The organism is Aeromonas crassostreae, from assembly GCF_054052445.1.
In genome coordinates, this window is record NZ_JBSTYM010000017.1 from 12547 (window position 1) to 28716 (window position 16170).

The window sequence follows — 16170 nt, forward strand, 5'->3', positions numbered from 1 at the left end:
TAGGAGCGAGCCATGTTCAAGGATGCCACCATCAAGACCCGCCTCTTCCTGCTGCTCGGCGCCCTCTGCGCCTTGCTGTTGCTGCTGAGCAGCCTGGGACTGTACGGGATGCAGCAGGGCAATCAGGGCCTGCTGCGGGTCTACCAGGACAGGGTCGTGCCCCTCAAGCAGCTCAAGGAGATAGCGGATCGCTATGCCATCGCCGTCGTAGACAACGTCAACAAGGCGAACGCCGGCCTCATCAGCGCCGAGGCCGCCCTCAAGGAGATCCAGGCCGCCCAGCAGCAGATAGCCCAGGAGTGGCAGCGCTATCAGGCCACCAGCCTGACCCCGGACGAGCAACGGCTCTCGGATCAGGCTCTGGCGCTGTTTGAGACGGCAAACCGGGAGATCGACCGGCTCATCCAGCTGCTGGCCAACCGGCAGGGGCTGGTGACCGGCTCCCTCAATGAGTTCGATGGCCACCTCTATGACGCCATCGACCCCATCAGCAACAAGGTGACCGAGCTGGTCAACCTGCAGCTCGACGTCGCCAAGACGGAGTTCGACCATGCCCAGTCCGCCTACCAGACCCTGCTGCCCATGGTGATGGTCGGCATCGGCGTCGGGCTGCTGGCGGCCATCTGGTTCGGCCTGCGCCTGATCCGCAGCATCACGGGCCCCATCAACCAGGCACTCAAGGCCGCCCGCCAGCTGGCGGAGGGGGATCTGAACGTGCATCTGGAGGTCAGCTCCCGGGACGAGGCGGGCCAGCTGCTGGAGACCATGCAATACATGGTCGACAAGCTGGGGGCCCTCATCAATGACATAGAGCAGCAGGTGAGCGCCGCCGTGGAGCAGGGGGACTTCAGCTACCGCATCAGCCTGGCGGAGCGCCAGGGCTATGTGAAACGGTTGAGCGAGCTGCTCAACCGCCTCTCCGAGGTGACGGACACCAGCCTGGGGGACGTGATGCGCATCGCCACCGCCCTCTCCAAGGGCGACCTGACCCAGCGCATCGAGCAGCCCTACCCCGGCGTCTTCGGTCGCACCAAGGATGGCCTGAACGACACCATCACCGCCCTCACCGGCATCATAGACGAGGTGCGCAGCGCCACCGACAGCCTGAGCAATGCCTCCAATCAGGTGAGCGTCACCGCCCAGTCTCTGAGCCGGGCCACCAGCGAGCAGGCCGCCAGCGTCGAACAGACCAGCACGGCGGTCGAACAGATGAGCGCCAGCATCAACCAGAACACGGACAACGCCCGCCAGACCGATGCCATGGCCGGCCAGGCGGCCCAGGAGGCCGGCGAGGGCGGCACCTCGGTGCAGCAGACGGTGAGCGCCATGCTGCAGATAGCGCGCAAGGTGAGCATCATAGACGACATCGCCTACCAGACGAACCTGCTGGCCCTCAACGCCGCCATCGAGGCGGCCAGGGCCGGGGAGCATGGCAAGGGCTTTGCCGTGGTCGCCGCCGAGGTGCGCAAGCTGGCCGAACGCAGCCAGGTGGCGGCCCAGGAGATAGGGGAGCTCTCCAGCAGCAGCGTGGAGCAGGCGGAGCGCGCCGGCGAGCTGCTGGGACGGATAGTCCCCTCCATTCGCAAGACCTCGGACCTGGTCCAGGAGATCAGCGCCGCCTCGGGCGAACAGGCGGGGGCCGTGACCCAGATCAGCCAGGCCATGAACCAGCTCAATCAGGTCACCCAGCAAAATGCCGCCAGCAGCGAAGAGCTGGCCGCCACCGCCGAGGAGATGAGCAGCCAGGCGGAGGAGCTGCAGCAGACCATGGACTTCTTCATCCTGGCCGCCAGAGCCCCCGCGGGCCAGGGAGGCGCCAGCGTGGTGCGGGCCAAGCCGGCCCAGCCTCGCGGCCACTTCCTGACCTCGTCCCAACCTGCGCAGCCGGTCCACGGCGGGCCGGTTGATGACGCCGATTTTGTCCGTTTCTGACCGGAGGCCCCATGAATCCATCCACCGAACTGACCCTGGCGTCCACGCCTCTGCCCGCGGCGACCCAGGGCGATGCCCAATACCTCACCTTCCTCATCAAGGGGGAGATGTTTGCCATCAACATCCTGGGGGTCAAGGAGATCATCGAGTACGGCAATATCACCCCCATCCCCCTGATGCCTGAGTTCATCCGGGGCGTCATCAACCTGAGGGGCGCCGTGGTCTCTGTGGTCGATCTCAACGCCCGCTTTGGCAATGCCGCCTCGACGGTCACCCGCCGCAGCTGCATCGTCATCATAGAGACCCAGGGTCAGGAGGGGGACCAGGAGGGAGGCTCCCAGGACATAGGGGTCGTGGTCGATGCCGTCTCCGAGGTGCTGACCATTCCCAGGCACGAGATAGAACCGCCGCCGAGCTTCGGCGCCAGGATCCGTTCCGATTTCATCAGCGGCATGGGCAAGGTCAATGGCAAGTTCGTCATCCTGCTCAACACCCAGAAGGTGCTCTCCATCGACGAGATGGCCCTGCTCCATGAGATAACCCATCGCCCGGATGCGGCCATCGCCGTGACCCAATAGGCAGCAACATACTTTTATCACTCGAGTATCAGCACAAGGATAAGGCTCATGACTCAATCATTTTTCGGCAAGTTGTTTGGCAACGACGACCACGAGCGGCTGTTGTCCCAGCTCGATCACGCCCTGACGGATGCCATGGCCGTCAACCTCGCCGCCGCCGGCGGCCAGTTCGAGCAAGCCATCCGCCTCGACGGACTGGGCGGCCCATTGCTGGCGCTGTGCCAGGAGTTCAACCAGCTGCTCGAGCGCCTCGGCCAGACGGTGCGCAGCAACCTGGCACAGACTCAGGCCAGCCAGCTCGCCCACACCGAGAACTTCCGGGTCCGCAAGGCCCTCGATGGCGCCACCACCAACTTGATGATCGCCGACACCGACCTCAACATCATCTACATGAACGAGGCCATCAAGGAGATGCTGACCCTGGCCGAGAGCGACATCAAGAAGGAGCTGACGGCGTTCGAGGTCAGCGGCCTCATGGGCAAGAACATCGACAGCTTTCACAAGCATCCCTCCCACCAGCGCGCCATGCTGGCCAAGCTCGACAAGACCTACCGCACCCAGATAAGCCTGGGGGGACGCATCTTCTCCCTCATCGCGAGTCCCGTGGTCAATGACGAGGGGGAGCGGCTCGGGACCGTGGTGGAGTGGAACGATCGCACCCGCGAGGTGGCCATCGAGAACGAGGTCAAGGCCGCCAATGCCGCCGCCAAACAGGCCTCGGACGAGAGCATGCGGGTCAAGAAGGCCCTCGACTGCGCCACCACCAACGTGATGATCGCCGACAACAACCTCGACATCATCTACATGAACGAGTCGGTCAAGACCATGCTGGTCGAGGCCGAGCACGACATCAAGAGCGAGCTGCCCCACTTCAATACCAGCCAGCTGATGGGCAGCAACATCGACAGCTTCCACAAGAATCCCGGCCATCAACGGGGCATGCTGGCCAAGCTCGCCAGCACCTATCGCACCCAGATCCTGCTCGGGGGCCGCACCTTCTCCCTGGTCGCCAACCCCGTCTTTGCCGATGACGGCGAGCGCCTTGGCTCCGTGGTGGAGTGGAGCGATCGCACCAAGGAGGTTGCCATCGAGCGGGAGGTGTCCGAGATAGTCCAGGCGGTGATCGATGGCGAGCTGAGCAAGCGCATGGCCCTCGCCGACAAGGCGGGCTTCTTCAAGAACCTGGGAGAGGGGATCAACAAGATTGCCGACGTGATAGACACCAGCCTCAAGGACGTGATCCGGGTGGTGCAGGCCTTGGCCGAGGGGGATCTGACCCAGAAGATAGACGCCCATTATCCCGGGGTGTTCGGCACCACCAAGGATGCCCTGAACCAGACCATAGCGGCCCTCACCACCATAGTCACAGAGGTGCGCAGCGCCTCGGACAACCTCTCCAGCGCCTCGGAGCAGGTGAGCGCCACCGCCCAGAGCATCAGCCAGTCGAGCAGCGAGCAGGCGTCGAGCATGGAGGAGACCAGTGCCTCCATCGAGCAGATGAGCGCCAGCATCAATCAAAATACCGAGAACGCCCAGGTCACGGACGGCATGGCGAGCAAGGCGGCCAAGGAGGCCATCGAGGGAGGGGACGCGGTCAAGCAGACGGTGGATGCCATGAAGCAGATCGCCAAGCGCATCAGCATCATAGATGACATCGCCTACCAGACGAACCTGCTGGCCCTCAATGCCGCCATCGAGGCGGCCCGGGCCGGTGACCATGGCAAGGGCTTCGCCGTGGTCGCCGCCGAGGTGCGCAAGCTGGCCGAACGCAGCCAGGTGGCGGCCCAGGAGATAGGGGAGCTGGCCTCCAGCAGCGTCGACATGGCGGAGCGGGCGGGAGAGCTGCTCGATCAGATAGTGCCCTCCATCAACAAGACCTCGGATCTGGTGCAGGAGATCAGCGCCGCCTCCGCGGAACAATCCACCGGGGTCAGCCAGATCAACATGGCCATGAGTCAGCTCAGCCAGGTGACCCAGCAAAACGCCGCCAGCAGCGAGGAGCTGGCCGCCACCGCCGAGGAGATGAGCGGCCAGGCAGAGCAGCTGCAGCAATCCATGGAGTTCTTCACCCTGGTGCAGCACAAGACGGTGACCGAGCTCAGGCAGCCCGCCCAGAAGAGCAACGGTCGCCGTCACAACCAGGAGGGGGGGGCCCAGGAGATCTCGGCCGCCCATGGCCGCGCCTATGGGGAAGGCGACTTCGTCCGTTTCTGATCCGAACGGCGGGGAGCTCCCTCCCCGCCCCACCATGCAAGCCAGCCGAAGATCCATGAGACGGGTGATTTATGACGCGTTTGAACCCAGATGCAAGCCGCCAGCCCCGTCTACCCCGTCCCGGTGACGGGAGGAGAGAACCCGTGTTGGAACATGCCGTCCTGAGCGATCAGGAGTTCTGTCAATTTCAGCGCTGGCTGCATCAGACCGCCGGCATCGACCTCTCTCCCGCCAAGAAGACGCTGGTCAGCAGCCGCCTCGCCAAGCGGCTCTCCCATTACCAGTTGCCAAGTTTTGGCGATTACTTTCGCCTCATCATGCACGATGACGCCAAACAGGAGCTGCAGCTGGCCCTGGATCTGCTGACCACCAACGAGACCTACTTCTTTCGCGAACCCAAGCATTTCGAGTTTCTGAGCCAGCAAGTGCTGCCCGATTTTCCCCAGGGGCGACCCCTGCGCATCTGGAGCGCCGCCAGCTCCTCCGGAGAGGAGGCCTACAGCCTCGCCATGACCCTGGCCGAACGGCGGCCGTCGGCTCCCTGGGAGATCCTTGCCTCGGACATCAGCAGCCGGGTCCTGGCCCAGGCCAGGGCGGGCCTCTACGCCATGGATCGCGCCCACAACATCCCCACCTCCTATCTGATGAAATACTGCCTCAAGGGGATTGGCTTGCAGGAGGGCACCTTTCTCATCGATCGCAAACTCAGGGAGAGGGTGCAGTTTCGCCAGATAAACCTCAGCAAGCCGCTGCCGGAGCTGGGGCAGTTCGACCTCATCTTCATTCGCAACGTGATGATCTACTTCAACCGGGAGACCAAGGAGCAGGTGCTGGCCCGCCTGGTGCCCCTGCTGCGCCGGGGAGGCTATCTCATCATCAGCCATGCCGAGAGCCTCCATGGCCTGCAGTGCGGCCTGCAACTCATCTCCCCTTCCATCTACCGCAAGCCCTGAGCCTGGCCATGAAGGCGCTGCAGCTGCAACCCGGTGAGGCCCTGTTCAGCCAGGAGGCGCTGGAGATGCGCACCCAGCTGGGCTCTTGCGTCAGCCTGACACTCTGGCACCCTCACCACCACTGGGGAGGCATGTGCCACTTCATGTTGCCGGGCCGCCCCCCTGGCGGCGGGCCCCCCCCCGGGGGGCCCCGCCGCCAGTGGCAGGCCGAGGGCGGCTGGATGGCAAGTATGCAGATGAAGCCCTGGCCCTGTTGCTGGCGGCGATAAACGAGACCGGGAGCGACCCCAAAGAGTATGTGACCAAGCTGTTTGGCGGGGGCAACATGTTCCCCCAGTTCTGCGATCGCCACCCGCGGGACATCGCCAGCCAGAATGTGGCGGCGGCCTGGCGCCTGGTTCGGCGTCATGGCCTGACGGTCAGCGCCCACGATCTGGGCGGCACAGGCCACAGATCCCTGATCTTCGAGCTGGGCTCTGGTCATGTCTGGGTCAGGCACTCTCCCCTGGCACCGGAACCCGGCCTCAGGTAGTCGCTCTCTTACCGAACAAGGACAAGCCAATGAAACAGATCACCGTCATGCTGGTCGATGATTCCGCCGTGGTCAGGCAGGTGTTGCAGAGCGTGCTGGAGCGGGAACCGGATATCAGTGTCATCGCCACCGCCTCGGATCCCCTGTTTGCCCTGGAGAAACTCAAGAAGGCCTGGCCGGATGTGATAGTGCTGGATGTGGAGATGCCGCGCATGGACGGCATCACCTTCCTGCAAAAGATCATGGCCGAGCGGCCCACCCCTGTGGTGATCTGCTCCTCCCTCACCACCCGGGGGGCCGAAACCAGCCTGCAGGCCATGGCGGCCGGGGCGGTCAGCATCATCACCAAGCCCACCATGGGGCTGAAGGGCTTCCTGCAGGAGTCCGCTCACGAACTGGCCATGGCGGTGCGCGGCGCGGCCATGGCCAATCTCAAGCGACTGGGCAAGCCGCCGCTCACCGTGCCCCCCAGGATAGACATGGATGGCTGGCTGCCCGCCCCCTCCCAGGCCATGGCCCAGACCACGGAGCGGATCGTGGCGCTGGGCACCTCCACCGGCGGCACCCAGGCTCTGGAGCGGGTGCTCACCGCCCTGCCCAGGGTCAGCCCAGGCATCGTCATCGTCCAGCACATGCCGGAGAAATTCACCGCCGCCTTCGCCGCCCGGCTCAACGGCCTGTGCCAGATAGAAGTGCGCGAGGCGTGCCACAACGACAGGGTGATCCCCGGCCTCGCCCTGATAGCGCCGGGGGGCAAGCACATGCTGCTCAAGCGCAGCGGCGCCTACTATCACGTGGAGGTGATGGATGGCCCCCTCATCAACCGTCATCGTCCCTCGGTCGATGTGCTGTTTCGCTCCGTCGCCAAGCATGCCGGCAAGAATGCCACCGGCATCATCATGACCGGCATGGGGGATGACGGCGCCCGCGGCCTCAAGGAGATGCTGGACGCGGGCGCCATGACCTATGCCCAGGACGAGGCCTCCTGCGTGGTCTTTGGCATGCCCAAGGAGGCGATCAAGCTGGGGGCGGCCCGCCACACAGTGCCCCTCGACCAGATCCACCAGCTGATCGCCAGCTAGTCGCTCTCAGGGCGCCATGGCGTCCAGCAGGGCGAACAGCCTGTCTATCTCGGCCAGGGTGTTGTAGTGCATGCAGCCAATGCGCAGCACCCCCCCCTCCCCGACGTCGAGCGCCGCAATCAGTCCCAGCGCATAGAAGTGACCCGCCCAGCTGCACACCTGATGCTCGCCGAGATGGCTCGCCATCTGGGCCGGGGTGTGTCGCTGCGAGGTGAGGGCGAAGGTGGGGGTGCGCCCCGCCGTGCCCCGGATGCCATGGAGGGTGAGCCAGGGACGCTCCGCCAGCTTGGCCAGCAGGTGCGCGCTCAGCTGCTGCTCGTGGGCATGGCTGCGGGCGAAGCCGATATCGAGCCGCTCCTCCAGGGAAGCCTCCCGGGCCGTCAGACCGGAGAGGGAGGCCAGGTACTCGATGGTGGCCTCAAGCCCCGCCAACGCCTCCCAGCTCTGGGTGCCTGTCTCCCACTTGTAGGGGGAGACATTCTTGGCCGGTTCCACCTTGTAGGGGGTCAGTCGCTCCAGATGGGCCAGCTTGCCATAGAGGATGCCCAGATGCGGCCCGAAGAACTTGTAGGCGGAGCAGCCGAGGAAGTCGCAATCCCAGGCCTGCACGTCGATGCGCTCATGGGGGGCAAAATGCACCGCATCCACATAGAGCAGGGCACCGACCCCGTGTACCGCGTCGGCGATGGCGGGAATGTCCACCAGGGTACCCGTGGTATTGGAGGCCGCCGTCACCGCCACCAGCCGGGTGCGCGGCCCGAGCAGGCTCAGCAGGTGCGCCATGTCGAGCCCGCCAGTGCCGGCATCGACCCGCGCCTGATGGACGATGACGCCCCTATCCTCCGCCGCCTGCTGCCAGCTGGAGACGTTGGAGTAGTGATCCAGGGCGGAGACGACTATCTCGTCCCCCGCCTGCCACTCCCGTGCCAGGGCGCGACTGAAGGCAAAGGTGAGGCTGGTGAAGTTGGCACCGAACACTATCTCCTGCCAATGCTCGGCCCCCAGCAGGGTCGCCGCCCCCTGACGGGCCCGCAGCGCCTGCTGCTCCGTCTCTCTGCCGGAGAAGAAGGTGCCGCCCAGGTTGGCGTTGAAGCGTCCCAGGTAGTCCGTCATGGCTCCCAGTACGGCATGAGGGACCTGGGCACCACCTGGGCCGTCGAAGAAGAGGGGGGGCTTGCCATCGATCAACTGATTGAGGGCGGGAAACTGGCCGCGCAGGACGGCGACATCGAGAGGCTGCATAGGGTCACATTCCATGTTAACAGTTAGATAACATGGCGAGATTAAGATCAGGTAGCAGCAAAGTCCACACTCAAACCCATTCCCCATCACATTCACAGAAAAAAGAGCGCAATCCAGTATAAAACCCTGGCTTGCGCCGTTCACATTGCGGGGCTCGGGCGGCCAAACCCGAGGGGGATCCCTGGGTTCACTTGCGAGCAATCCGACATGAAGCCTATGAAAAGATTGAATTTTGAACGCTAGATATCAAAAAATAAGCGACTCGCATATTTTTCTGCATAGATTGCAAATCGGGGCTTCACAAAGCCGTGGGATCTGTTAGTATGCGCCTCGCACTTGAGGAGGGGTTCCCGAGTGGCCAAAGGGATCAGACTGTAAATCTGACGGCTCTGCCTTCGAAGGTTCGAATCCTTCTCCCTCCACCATTTCAAGTGCAAAAACCAGGAAAATACCCCGTGGAGGGGTTCCCGAGCGGCCAAAGGGATCAGACTGTAAATCTGACGGCTCTGCCTTCGAAGGTTCGAATCCTTCTCCCTCCACCATCTTCCTGATTGATAAGAAAGGCCTGTAAAAAGCAATGCCCCTGTGGAGGGGTTCCCGAGCGGCCAAAGGGATCAGACTGTAAATCTGACGGCTCTGCCTTCGAAGGTTCGAATCCTTCTCCCTCCACCATTCTTCAGAGAACCCGGCCCTGCGCCGGGTTTTCGCTTTTCCCCCTGTCAGATCTGACAATTGCCCTGCCCCCGCTTTTTCGAAACAGTCACCCCATAGCGTCGCATGGAGCGTCTTCATATGTTTGAAATCTGGGATGAGAGGGGCCGGGAGCAAGGGTTAACGCTGCCCGAGCTGCAGCAACGGCTGCGCCATTACCAGGGGGACGTCATGGTGCGTTATCTCAACCGCCTCGGCCTGCCGAGCACCCTGTTCCTGACCGTTGCGCAGGGCCAGGCCTACCAGCGATTCAAGGCGGATACGCCCAGGCTCGACTGGTCCTGGCTGGCCCAGGCCATGACACCCGCCCCTCAGCAAGCCCCACAGGAATCGCGCTTGACTGCCACATCCCCTTGACCCCCTTCCCAGGTCCGGTCGATCACAGCCAGCCCAGGCCAAATTGCATGATGGCCTGGGGACGAGTACAATCTCGCACCCTTATCGGGATGGCATCGCCTCCATAGAGGAGAGTGCCAGCCTCATTGCGGCGCCATCAGGTGGCGTCGTCCTGATTTGCAATCAGACCAGCGAGAAAATCATGTTCAGACCAGAATTGCTCTCCCCCGCCGGGACCCTCAAGAACATGCGTTACGCCTATGCCTATGGCGCCGACGCCGTCTATGCGGGCCAGCCGCGCTACAGCCTGCGGGTGCGCAACAACGAATTCGATCACGCCAACCTGCAGCTCGGCATCAACGAGGCCCATGCGCTGGGCAAGCAGTTCTACGTGGTGGCCAACATCCAGCCCCACAACTCCAAGCTCAAGACCTTCGTGCGCGATATGCGCCCCGTGGTGGAGATGAAGCCGGATGCGCTCATCATGTCCGACCCCGGTCTCATCATGATGATGCGCGAAGCCTTCCCCGACATGCCCATCCACCTCTCGGTGCAGGCCAACGCGGTCAACTGGGCCACGGTGAAGTTCTGGTATCAGATGGGCCTGACCCGCGCCATCCTGTCCCGCGAGCTGTCCCTGGACGAGATCGAAGAGATCCGCATGCAGGTGCCGGAGATGGAGCTGGAAGTCTTCGTCCACGGCGCCCTGTGCATGGCCTACTCCGGCCGCTGCCTGCTCTCCGGCTACATCAACAAGCGCGACCCCAACCAGGGCACCTGCACCAACTCCTGCCGCTGGGAGTACAAGGTGCACGAAGGCAAGGAAGATGACGTGGGCCAGATTGTGCACCGTCAGGAGCCCATCGCCGTGCAGAAGGTCGACCCCACCCTGGGCGCCGGCAAGCCGAGCGATGCCCTGGTGCTGCTGGAAGAGTCCAACCGTCCGGGCGAGTTCATGACGGCGTTCGAGGACGAGCACGGCACCTACATCATGAACTCCAAGGACTTGCGCGCCGTCGAGCACGTGGAGCGCCTGACCAGGATGGGCGTGCATTCCCTGAAAATCGAAGGGCGCACCAAGTCCTTCTACTACTGCGCCCGCACCGCCCAGGTCTATCGCAAGGCCATCGACGATGCAGTCGCCGGCCGTCCGTTCGACCCGACCCTGATGGGCACCCTCGAGAACCTGGCCCACCGTGGCTACACCGAGGGCTTCCTGCGCCGCCACAACCACAGCGAGTACCAGAACTACGACTATGGCTACTCCGTCTCCGACACCCAGCAGTTCGTCGGCGAGATCACCGGTCGCGATGGCGACATGGTGGAAGTGGAAGTGAAGAACAAGTTTCTGGTGGGCAACAGCCTGGAGCTGATGACGCCCCAGGGCAACCTCAGCTTCAACCTGGAGCAGATGCAAAACCGCAAGGGGGAACTTATCGATACCGCGCCGGGCAACGGCCACGTGGTCTATGTGCCTGTCCCCAAAGAGGTCGACATCAACTACGGCATACTGCTGCGCAATCTGGGCGAGCGTCAGGACACTCGCCAGCCCCACTCGGCGGCCTGAGATGGCGCTGCTCATCACCGACAAGTGCATCAACTGCGACATGTGCGATCCCGAGTGTCCGAACCAGGCCATCAGCCTGGGAGAGGCCATCTACGAGATCAATCCCGATCTGTGCACCGAATGCGTCGGCCACTATGAGAAGCCCACCTGCATCAGTGTCTGCCCGATCGACTGCATCATCTGGGATCCCGCTCACGTAGAGACGCAAGAGCAGCTGATGGACAAGTTCGTGACGCTGCACAGGCAGTAACACCGGCATCAGCGTCTGCGACCCACGGACTGCCTGCTTATATGGAGAGGCAGCGCAGCTGATGAACAGTGTGTGAAGCTGCATCGCAGCTGAGCCATCCGCCATGGCATCAACAATCAGGCCGGGCTCATGCCCGGCCTGATTGTTATCTGCCGATGACAACAGATAGCTCCGTCTACTTGCCCTTGGACTCGACCAGGGCACGCAGCGCGCCATTGTGGATCAGCGCCTGCTGATACTTGGCCTGAGCCTCATCCAGCTTGCCCTGTTTCTTGGCAATCTTGTCCGGCTTGCCCGTGACCCTGGCGCTCTGCAACTCGCTGAGGCGCTCATCCACCTTGGCCTTGAGCTCAACCAGCTGCTCGTCGCTCTCCTCGAGCAGCCCGGCATCGGTGCAATGCGCCTCTATGTTTTGCAGCGCCCGCTCCAGCCCAGCCACTTGCTCCCCGTTGCCGTGGGCACGGGCACTGGCCAGTTGCTCTGCCACCGCCTGCTGCCGGGCCTGACACCCCACCTCCTGGTTGCCATAAGCCTGACCTGCCAACAGCAGCATGCCGACTCCCGCAAGCTTCCACATAACGACCTCACTCCTCTGTCATGTTTGATGGTCGCCTATCAGACCGCACCCACTCGCCAGGGTCAAGCCACGGGAAAAGCGCTACGACAGAGTTTGTGCGACATCACGTCAACCCCAATCCGGCCGGGCTACAATGGCCCTTCCAATCAGGAGACCCACATGACCCAACACATCCTCATCATTGCCAACGGCGCCCCCTACGGCAGCGAATCCCTGTTCAATGCCCTGCGCCTCGCCATCGCCCTGGGCGAGCAGGGCGGTGCCAGCCTGCAACTCTTCCTGATGTCCGATGCGGTCGGTGCCGCCCTCGCGGGCCAGGCCCCGGCCGAGGGCTACAACCTGCGCCAGATGCTGGAGATCCTGCTGGCCCAGGGCAGCACCATCCGCCTGTGCAAGAGCTGCACCGATGCGCGCGGCATCACGGCCCTGCCCCTCATCGAGGGCATCGAGATAGGCAGCCTGCCCCTGCTGGCCCAGTGGACCCTGGCGGCGGACAAGGTACTCACCTTCTGACGGACTCCTGCGGGCTGTCCCATGCCGGCACCGCCGCCCGCTATCCCTCCCCGGGACAGGGGCTGACCGCCTCGGGGCGAGGCTCCCGGGCGCTGGCCTCGTACAGGAGCAGGATGGCCAGACAGAGCAGGGCCATGAGTCCGTAGAGCCAGCCGCCGCCCCAGTGGGCTATCATCCAGCCCCCCAGCAGGGCCCCCATGGCCATGCCCAGCCCGGACAGGGAGGCCGCCCCGAAATAGCTGCCCTTGAGGTGCGCCGGTGCCATCTGATCGATCAGCACATTGAGCAAGGGAAAAAGGATGCACTCCCCCACGCTCAGCAGGATCACCGCCACTATCCAGTGCCACCAGATGGCGGTATCTCCGAGGGCGAACAGCAGCTGGGCACCGAGAAACAGCGCCACCCCGAGCTGCAACCTGCGTTTGTTGCGCCAGCGCGCGGTGAGGTGGAGCAGCGGAAACTGCAACAGCACTATGGTGAGCGCATTGGCAGTGACCAGCAGACCGACCAGCCGCGCCACCTCGGGGGTGCCGGCCCGGGTCAGGTACTGGATCAGCGGCGATTCGAACTGGGCGTAGACCAGCATCAGCAGGAGGTTGGCCAGGGTGAGCAGCAGGAAGGCGCGATCTCGCCCGAGCACCCGCAGCACGGCGCGCATGCCGGGACCCACCGGACTCGCCACCTGACGAGGAGTCATGATGAATCCCATGACAAAGAGCAAGCCCAGCAGCAGATAGCTGGCCCCCAGCAGCAGGAAGGTCTCCTGGCGGGCGCTCAAACCATAGCTGACACCGATCAGGGGGCCGAGGGCGGCCCCCAGGTTGAGCAGAAAGTAGCGCAGGTGCAGGGCCAGCTCGCGGGCCTTGGGCTCGGCCAGGTTGTCGGCCATCAGCGCCTTGCCCGGCGAGTCGATGAGACCGTAGGAGAGGCCGCTGCCAATCACCCCCAGCGCCAGCCAGCTCACCTGATGGGAGAGGCCGAGCAGGGCGAAACTCGCCGCCGAGACCAGACAGCCGAACAGCAGTATGTTGCGCCGCCCCCACTTGTCGGAGAGCCAGCCACCATAGAAGCCGACCAGGGTGGAGAGCGCCGCCGTGGCCCCCAGGATGAGGCCGATCAGGGTCGCCGAGAGCCCATGGTCGCGATAGAGCAGGATGGAGAGAAAAGGCCACACCATGAAGAAACTGGTGCGCACCATGAAGGTACCCAGAATGACGATCCAGACCAGGATGGGGAACTGCCTGAGATAGGCCCACGACATGGTGCATCTCCTTATGACGGCTGAGGGCGGTCGTCCCTTATAGCAACCAGTCTCAAAAGAAACAACCCATCCGGCACCGAGAAGACGCCAGCCACATCCGGGCAAAAAAAAAAGCCGACCCTGAGGTCGGCTTCTTCACCATGGGCTCGCCTTATTCGGCGGCAGGCTCTTCGGCGGCGGCAACGGCCACCTCGGCAGCCGGTGCGGCGGCCTCGGTCGGTGCATTCGCTTCCTTGATGGAGAGACGCACACGGCCCTGACGATCCACTTCCAGTACCTTGACCTTGACCACGTCACCGATGGCCAGGTGGTCGGCCACGTTCTGGACGCGGGCGTCGGTGATCTGGGATATGTGCACCAGACCGTCTTTACCCGGCAGTATGTTGACGAAGGCGCCGAAGTCGGCCAGACGCACCACCTTGCCTTCATAGATGCGATTCACTTCGATCTCGGCGGTGATGGCCTCGATGCGACGAATGGCTTCCATGGCGGCCTCGTTGGCCACGGCGGAGATGCGGACGGTACCGTCATCATCCAGCTCGATGTTGGTGCCGGTCTCTTCGGTCAGGGCACGGATCACGGAACCGCCCTTGCCGATGACATCCTTGATCTTCTCGGGGTTGATCTTGATGGTGTGGATACGCGGGGCGAAATCGGAGATTTCGCTGCGCGGTGCCTGGATGGCTTCGTCCATCACCTTCAGGATGTGCAGGCGAGCACCACGGGCTTGCTTGAGGGCAATCTCCATGATCTCCTTGGTGATGCCTTCGATCTTGATGTCCATCTGCAGCGCGGTGATACCCTGGGTAGTACCGGCCACCTTGAAGTCCATGTCGCCCAGATGATCTTCATCACCCAGGATGTCGGACAACACCACGAAACCTTCTTCTTCCTTCACCAGACCCATGGCGATACCGGCAACGGAGGCCTTGATCGGCACACCGGCATCCATCAGCGCCAGGGAGGAACCACAGACGGACGCCATGGAGGAGGAGCCGTTGGATTCGGTGATTTCAGAGACCACACGTACCACGTACGGGAACTCGGCGGCGCTCGGCATCACGGCGGCCACGCCGCGCTTGGCCAGACGGCCGTGACCTATTTCGCGACGCTTGGGGCTGCCCATCATGCCGGTCTCGCCGACGCAGTACGGCGGGAAGTTGTAGTGCAGCATGAAGCGGTCGGCACGGTGGCCGGTCAGCTCGTCGATGTTCTGGGCGTCACGCTCGGTACCCAGGGTAGCGACGACCATGGCCTGAGTCTCGCCACGGGTGAACAGGGCGGAGCCGTGGGCGCGCGGCAGCACGCCGGTGCCCACGTGCAGGGCACGGATCATCTCGGGATCGCGACCATCGATACGCGGCTCGCCACGGACGACGCGGCCACGGACGATGCGGCTCTCCAGGCTGTGGAACTCTTCGCCAATCTTCTTGGCGTCTTCTTCCACGCCGGAGGCGATCACTTGCTCGACCACGCGGGCCTTGATGGCGCCGATGGCGGCATAACGCACGGCCTTCTCGGTGATGCGGTAGGCTTCACCCAGTTCGGCGGTGGCCAGCTCGGCGATCTTGGCTTTCAGGGCCTCGTTGACGGCAGGCGGGGTCCAATCCCAGGGCTGTGTGCCCACGTCGGCGGCAAATTCGTTGATGGCGTTGATCACCACCTGCATCTGATCGTGGCCAAAGACCACGGCGCCCAGCATCACCTCTTCGGAGAGGATGGCCGCTTCGGATTCCACCATCAGCACGGCGTTGGCAGTACCGGCAACCACCAGATCCAGATCGCTCTGGGGCAGTTCTGTGGTGGTCGGGTTCAGCACGTACTGGCCGTTCATGTAACCGACGCGGGCGGCGGCGATGGGGCCACCGAACGGGATGCCGGAGATGGCCAGGGCCGCGGAGGCACCGATCATGGCTACGATATCGGGGGACACGGCCGGGTTGACGGACATGACGGTGGCAACCACCTGAACCTCATTGAGGAAGCCTTCCGGGAACAGCGGGCGGATGGGGCGGTCGATCAGGCGGGAGATCAGGGTCTCGCCTTCGCTGGGACGGCCTTCACGACGGAAGAAACCACCCGGGATGCGACCAGCAGCATAGGTACGCTCCTGATAGTTGACGGTCAGCGGGAAGAAGTCGCGGCCGTGGTCGGCCTCTTTCTTGCCGACAACGGTCACAAATACGCAGGTATCGTCCATGCTGACCATGACGGCCGCAGTGGCTTGACGGGCCATCACACCGGTTTCCAGTGTGACGGTGTGTTGACCGTACTGGAATGACTTTACAATAGGATTCACGTGAATTTCCTTTTGACAATTTGGCTCTTTAAATTCGCGTGCAAGTATACTTGATCCGAACCAAAACGTAAGCGGTTACATGAATTGAGTGACAAGACAACCACTTGGCAAGACCAAAAAAAA

The 16170-nt window shown here is 63.3% G+C and carries 14 protein-coding genes and 3 tRNA genes; 13 read left to right on the plus strand and 4 right to left on the minus strand.

All coding sequences use genetic code 11. The annotated features are described in order from the left end of the window. Window positions 1-12 precede the first annotated feature (12 nt). The 6 genes from ACW5W4_RS13670 (at window position 13) to ACW5W4_RS13695 (ending at window position 7291) form a co-directional block, all read left to right on the plus strand. A complete protein-coding gene (locus ACW5W4_RS13670; RefSeq protein WP_456689751.1) occupies window positions 13-1932 on the plus strand; it encodes a HAMP domain-containing methyl-accepting chemotaxis protein in 1920 nt (639 codons plus the stop codon). A gap of 11 nt (window positions 1933-1943) precedes the next feature. Further along, window positions 1944-2510 (plus strand): chemotaxis protein CheW, encoded by a 567-nt coding sequence (locus ACW5W4_RS13675; protein ID WP_408795189.1) that lies wholly within the window; start codon window positions 1944-1946, stop codon window positions 2508-2510. Window positions 2511-2645: 135 nt separating this feature from the next. After that, window positions 2646-4724: a methyl-accepting chemotaxis protein gene (locus tag ACW5W4_RS13680; protein ID WP_456689792.1), complete on the plus strand. Its 2079-nt coding sequence runs from the start codon at window positions 2646-2648 to the stop codon at window positions 4722-4724. A 143-nt stretch (window positions 4725-4867) separates the two neighbouring features. Continuing rightward, window positions 4868-5677 carry a CheR family methyltransferase gene (locus ACW5W4_RS13685; protein ID WP_456689752.1) on the plus strand — a complete coding sequence of 270 codons (810 nt, stop codon included), beginning with the start codon at window positions 4868-4870 and terminating at the stop codon, window positions 5675-5677. A gap of 199 nt (window positions 5678-5876) precedes the next feature. Beyond that, a complete protein-coding gene (locus tag ACW5W4_RS13690) occupies window positions 5877-6209 on the plus strand; it encodes a hypothetical protein (protein ID WP_456689753.1) in 333 nt (110 codons plus the stop codon). A 29-nt stretch (window positions 6210-6238) separates the two neighbouring features. Continuing rightward, window positions 6239-7291: a protein-glutamate methylesterase/protein-glutamine glutaminase gene (locus tag ACW5W4_RS13695; RefSeq protein WP_456689754.1), complete on the plus strand. Its 1053-nt coding sequence runs from the start codon at window positions 6239-6241 to the stop codon at window positions 7289-7291. A 6-nt stretch (window positions 7292-7297) separates the two neighbouring features. Here ACW5W4_RS13695 and ACW5W4_RS13700 read toward each other — a convergent pair whose 3' ends face one another. After that, window positions 7298-8533, minus strand: a complete 1236-nt coding sequence (locus tag ACW5W4_RS13700) for a cysteine desulfurase-like protein (protein ID WP_456689755.1) — start codon at window positions 8531-8533, stop codon at window positions 7298-7300. 340 nt (window positions 8534-8873) lie between these two features. Between ACW5W4_RS13700 and ACW5W4_RS13705 the strand changes: the two genes are divergently transcribed. The 6 genes from ACW5W4_RS13705 (at window position 8874) to ACW5W4_RS13730 (ending at window position 11397) form a co-directional block, all read left to right on the plus strand. Beyond that, a tRNA-Tyr gene (locus ACW5W4_RS13705) sits at window positions 8874-8958 on the plus strand. 32 nt (window positions 8959-8990) lie between these two features. After that, window positions 8991-9075 (plus strand) — tRNA-Tyr (locus ACW5W4_RS13710). 45 nt (window positions 9076-9120) lie between these two features. Then, window positions 9121-9205 (plus strand) — tRNA-Tyr (locus tag ACW5W4_RS13715). Between the two features lie 120 nt (window positions 9206-9325). After that, window positions 9326-9601, plus strand: a complete 276-nt coding sequence (locus ACW5W4_RS13720) for a hypothetical protein (RefSeq protein WP_427261123.1) — start codon at window positions 9326-9328, stop codon at window positions 9599-9601. A gap of 181 nt (window positions 9602-9782) precedes the next feature. Continuing rightward, window positions 9783-11147, plus strand: a complete 1365-nt coding sequence (gene trhP, locus ACW5W4_RS13725) for a prephenate-dependent tRNA uridine(34) hydroxylase TrhP (RefSeq protein WP_456689756.1) — start codon at window positions 9783-9785, stop codon at window positions 11145-11147. Between the two features lies 1 nt (window position 11148). Continuing rightward, entirely contained in the window at window positions 11149-11397 is a 249-nt protein-coding gene (locus ACW5W4_RS13730) for a YfhL family 4Fe-4S dicluster ferredoxin (RefSeq protein ID WP_408795168.1), read from the plus strand. Window positions 11398-11572: 175 nt separating this feature from the next. On the opposite strand, the gene ACW5W4_RS13735 is transcribed toward ACW5W4_RS13730, so the two are convergent. Continuing rightward, entirely contained in the window at window positions 11573-11974 is a 402-nt protein-coding gene (locus tag ACW5W4_RS13735; RefSeq protein WP_456689757.1) for a DUF1090 domain-containing protein, read from the minus strand. A gap of 159 nt (window positions 11975-12133) precedes the next feature. On the opposite strand from ACW5W4_RS13735, the gene ACW5W4_RS13740 reads away from it, so the two are divergent. Beyond that, a complete protein-coding gene (locus ACW5W4_RS13740; protein ID WP_456689758.1) occupies window positions 12134-12487 on the plus strand; it encodes a DsrE/DsrF/TusD sulfur relay family protein in 354 nt (117 codons plus the stop codon). Window positions 12488-12527: 40 nt separating this feature from the next. Here the strand turns inward: ACW5W4_RS13740 and ACW5W4_RS13745 are convergent, their stop codons facing one another. Together ACW5W4_RS13745 and pnp are read right to left on the minus strand one after the other, a co-directional pair. Beyond that, the gene (locus ACW5W4_RS13745) at window positions 12528-13748 is read right to left on the minus strand and encodes an MDR family MFS transporter (protein ID WP_456689759.1); all 1221 of its coding nucleotides are present in this window, start codon (window positions 13746-13748) and stop codon (window positions 12528-12530) included. A 151-nt stretch (window positions 13749-13899) separates the two neighbouring features. Then, window positions 13900-16047: a polyribonucleotide nucleotidyltransferase gene (gene pnp / locus ACW5W4_RS13750; RefSeq protein WP_456689760.1), complete on the minus strand. Its 2148-nt coding sequence runs from the start codon at window positions 16045-16047 to the stop codon at window positions 13900-13902. Window positions 16048-16170: the final 123 nt, after the last annotated feature.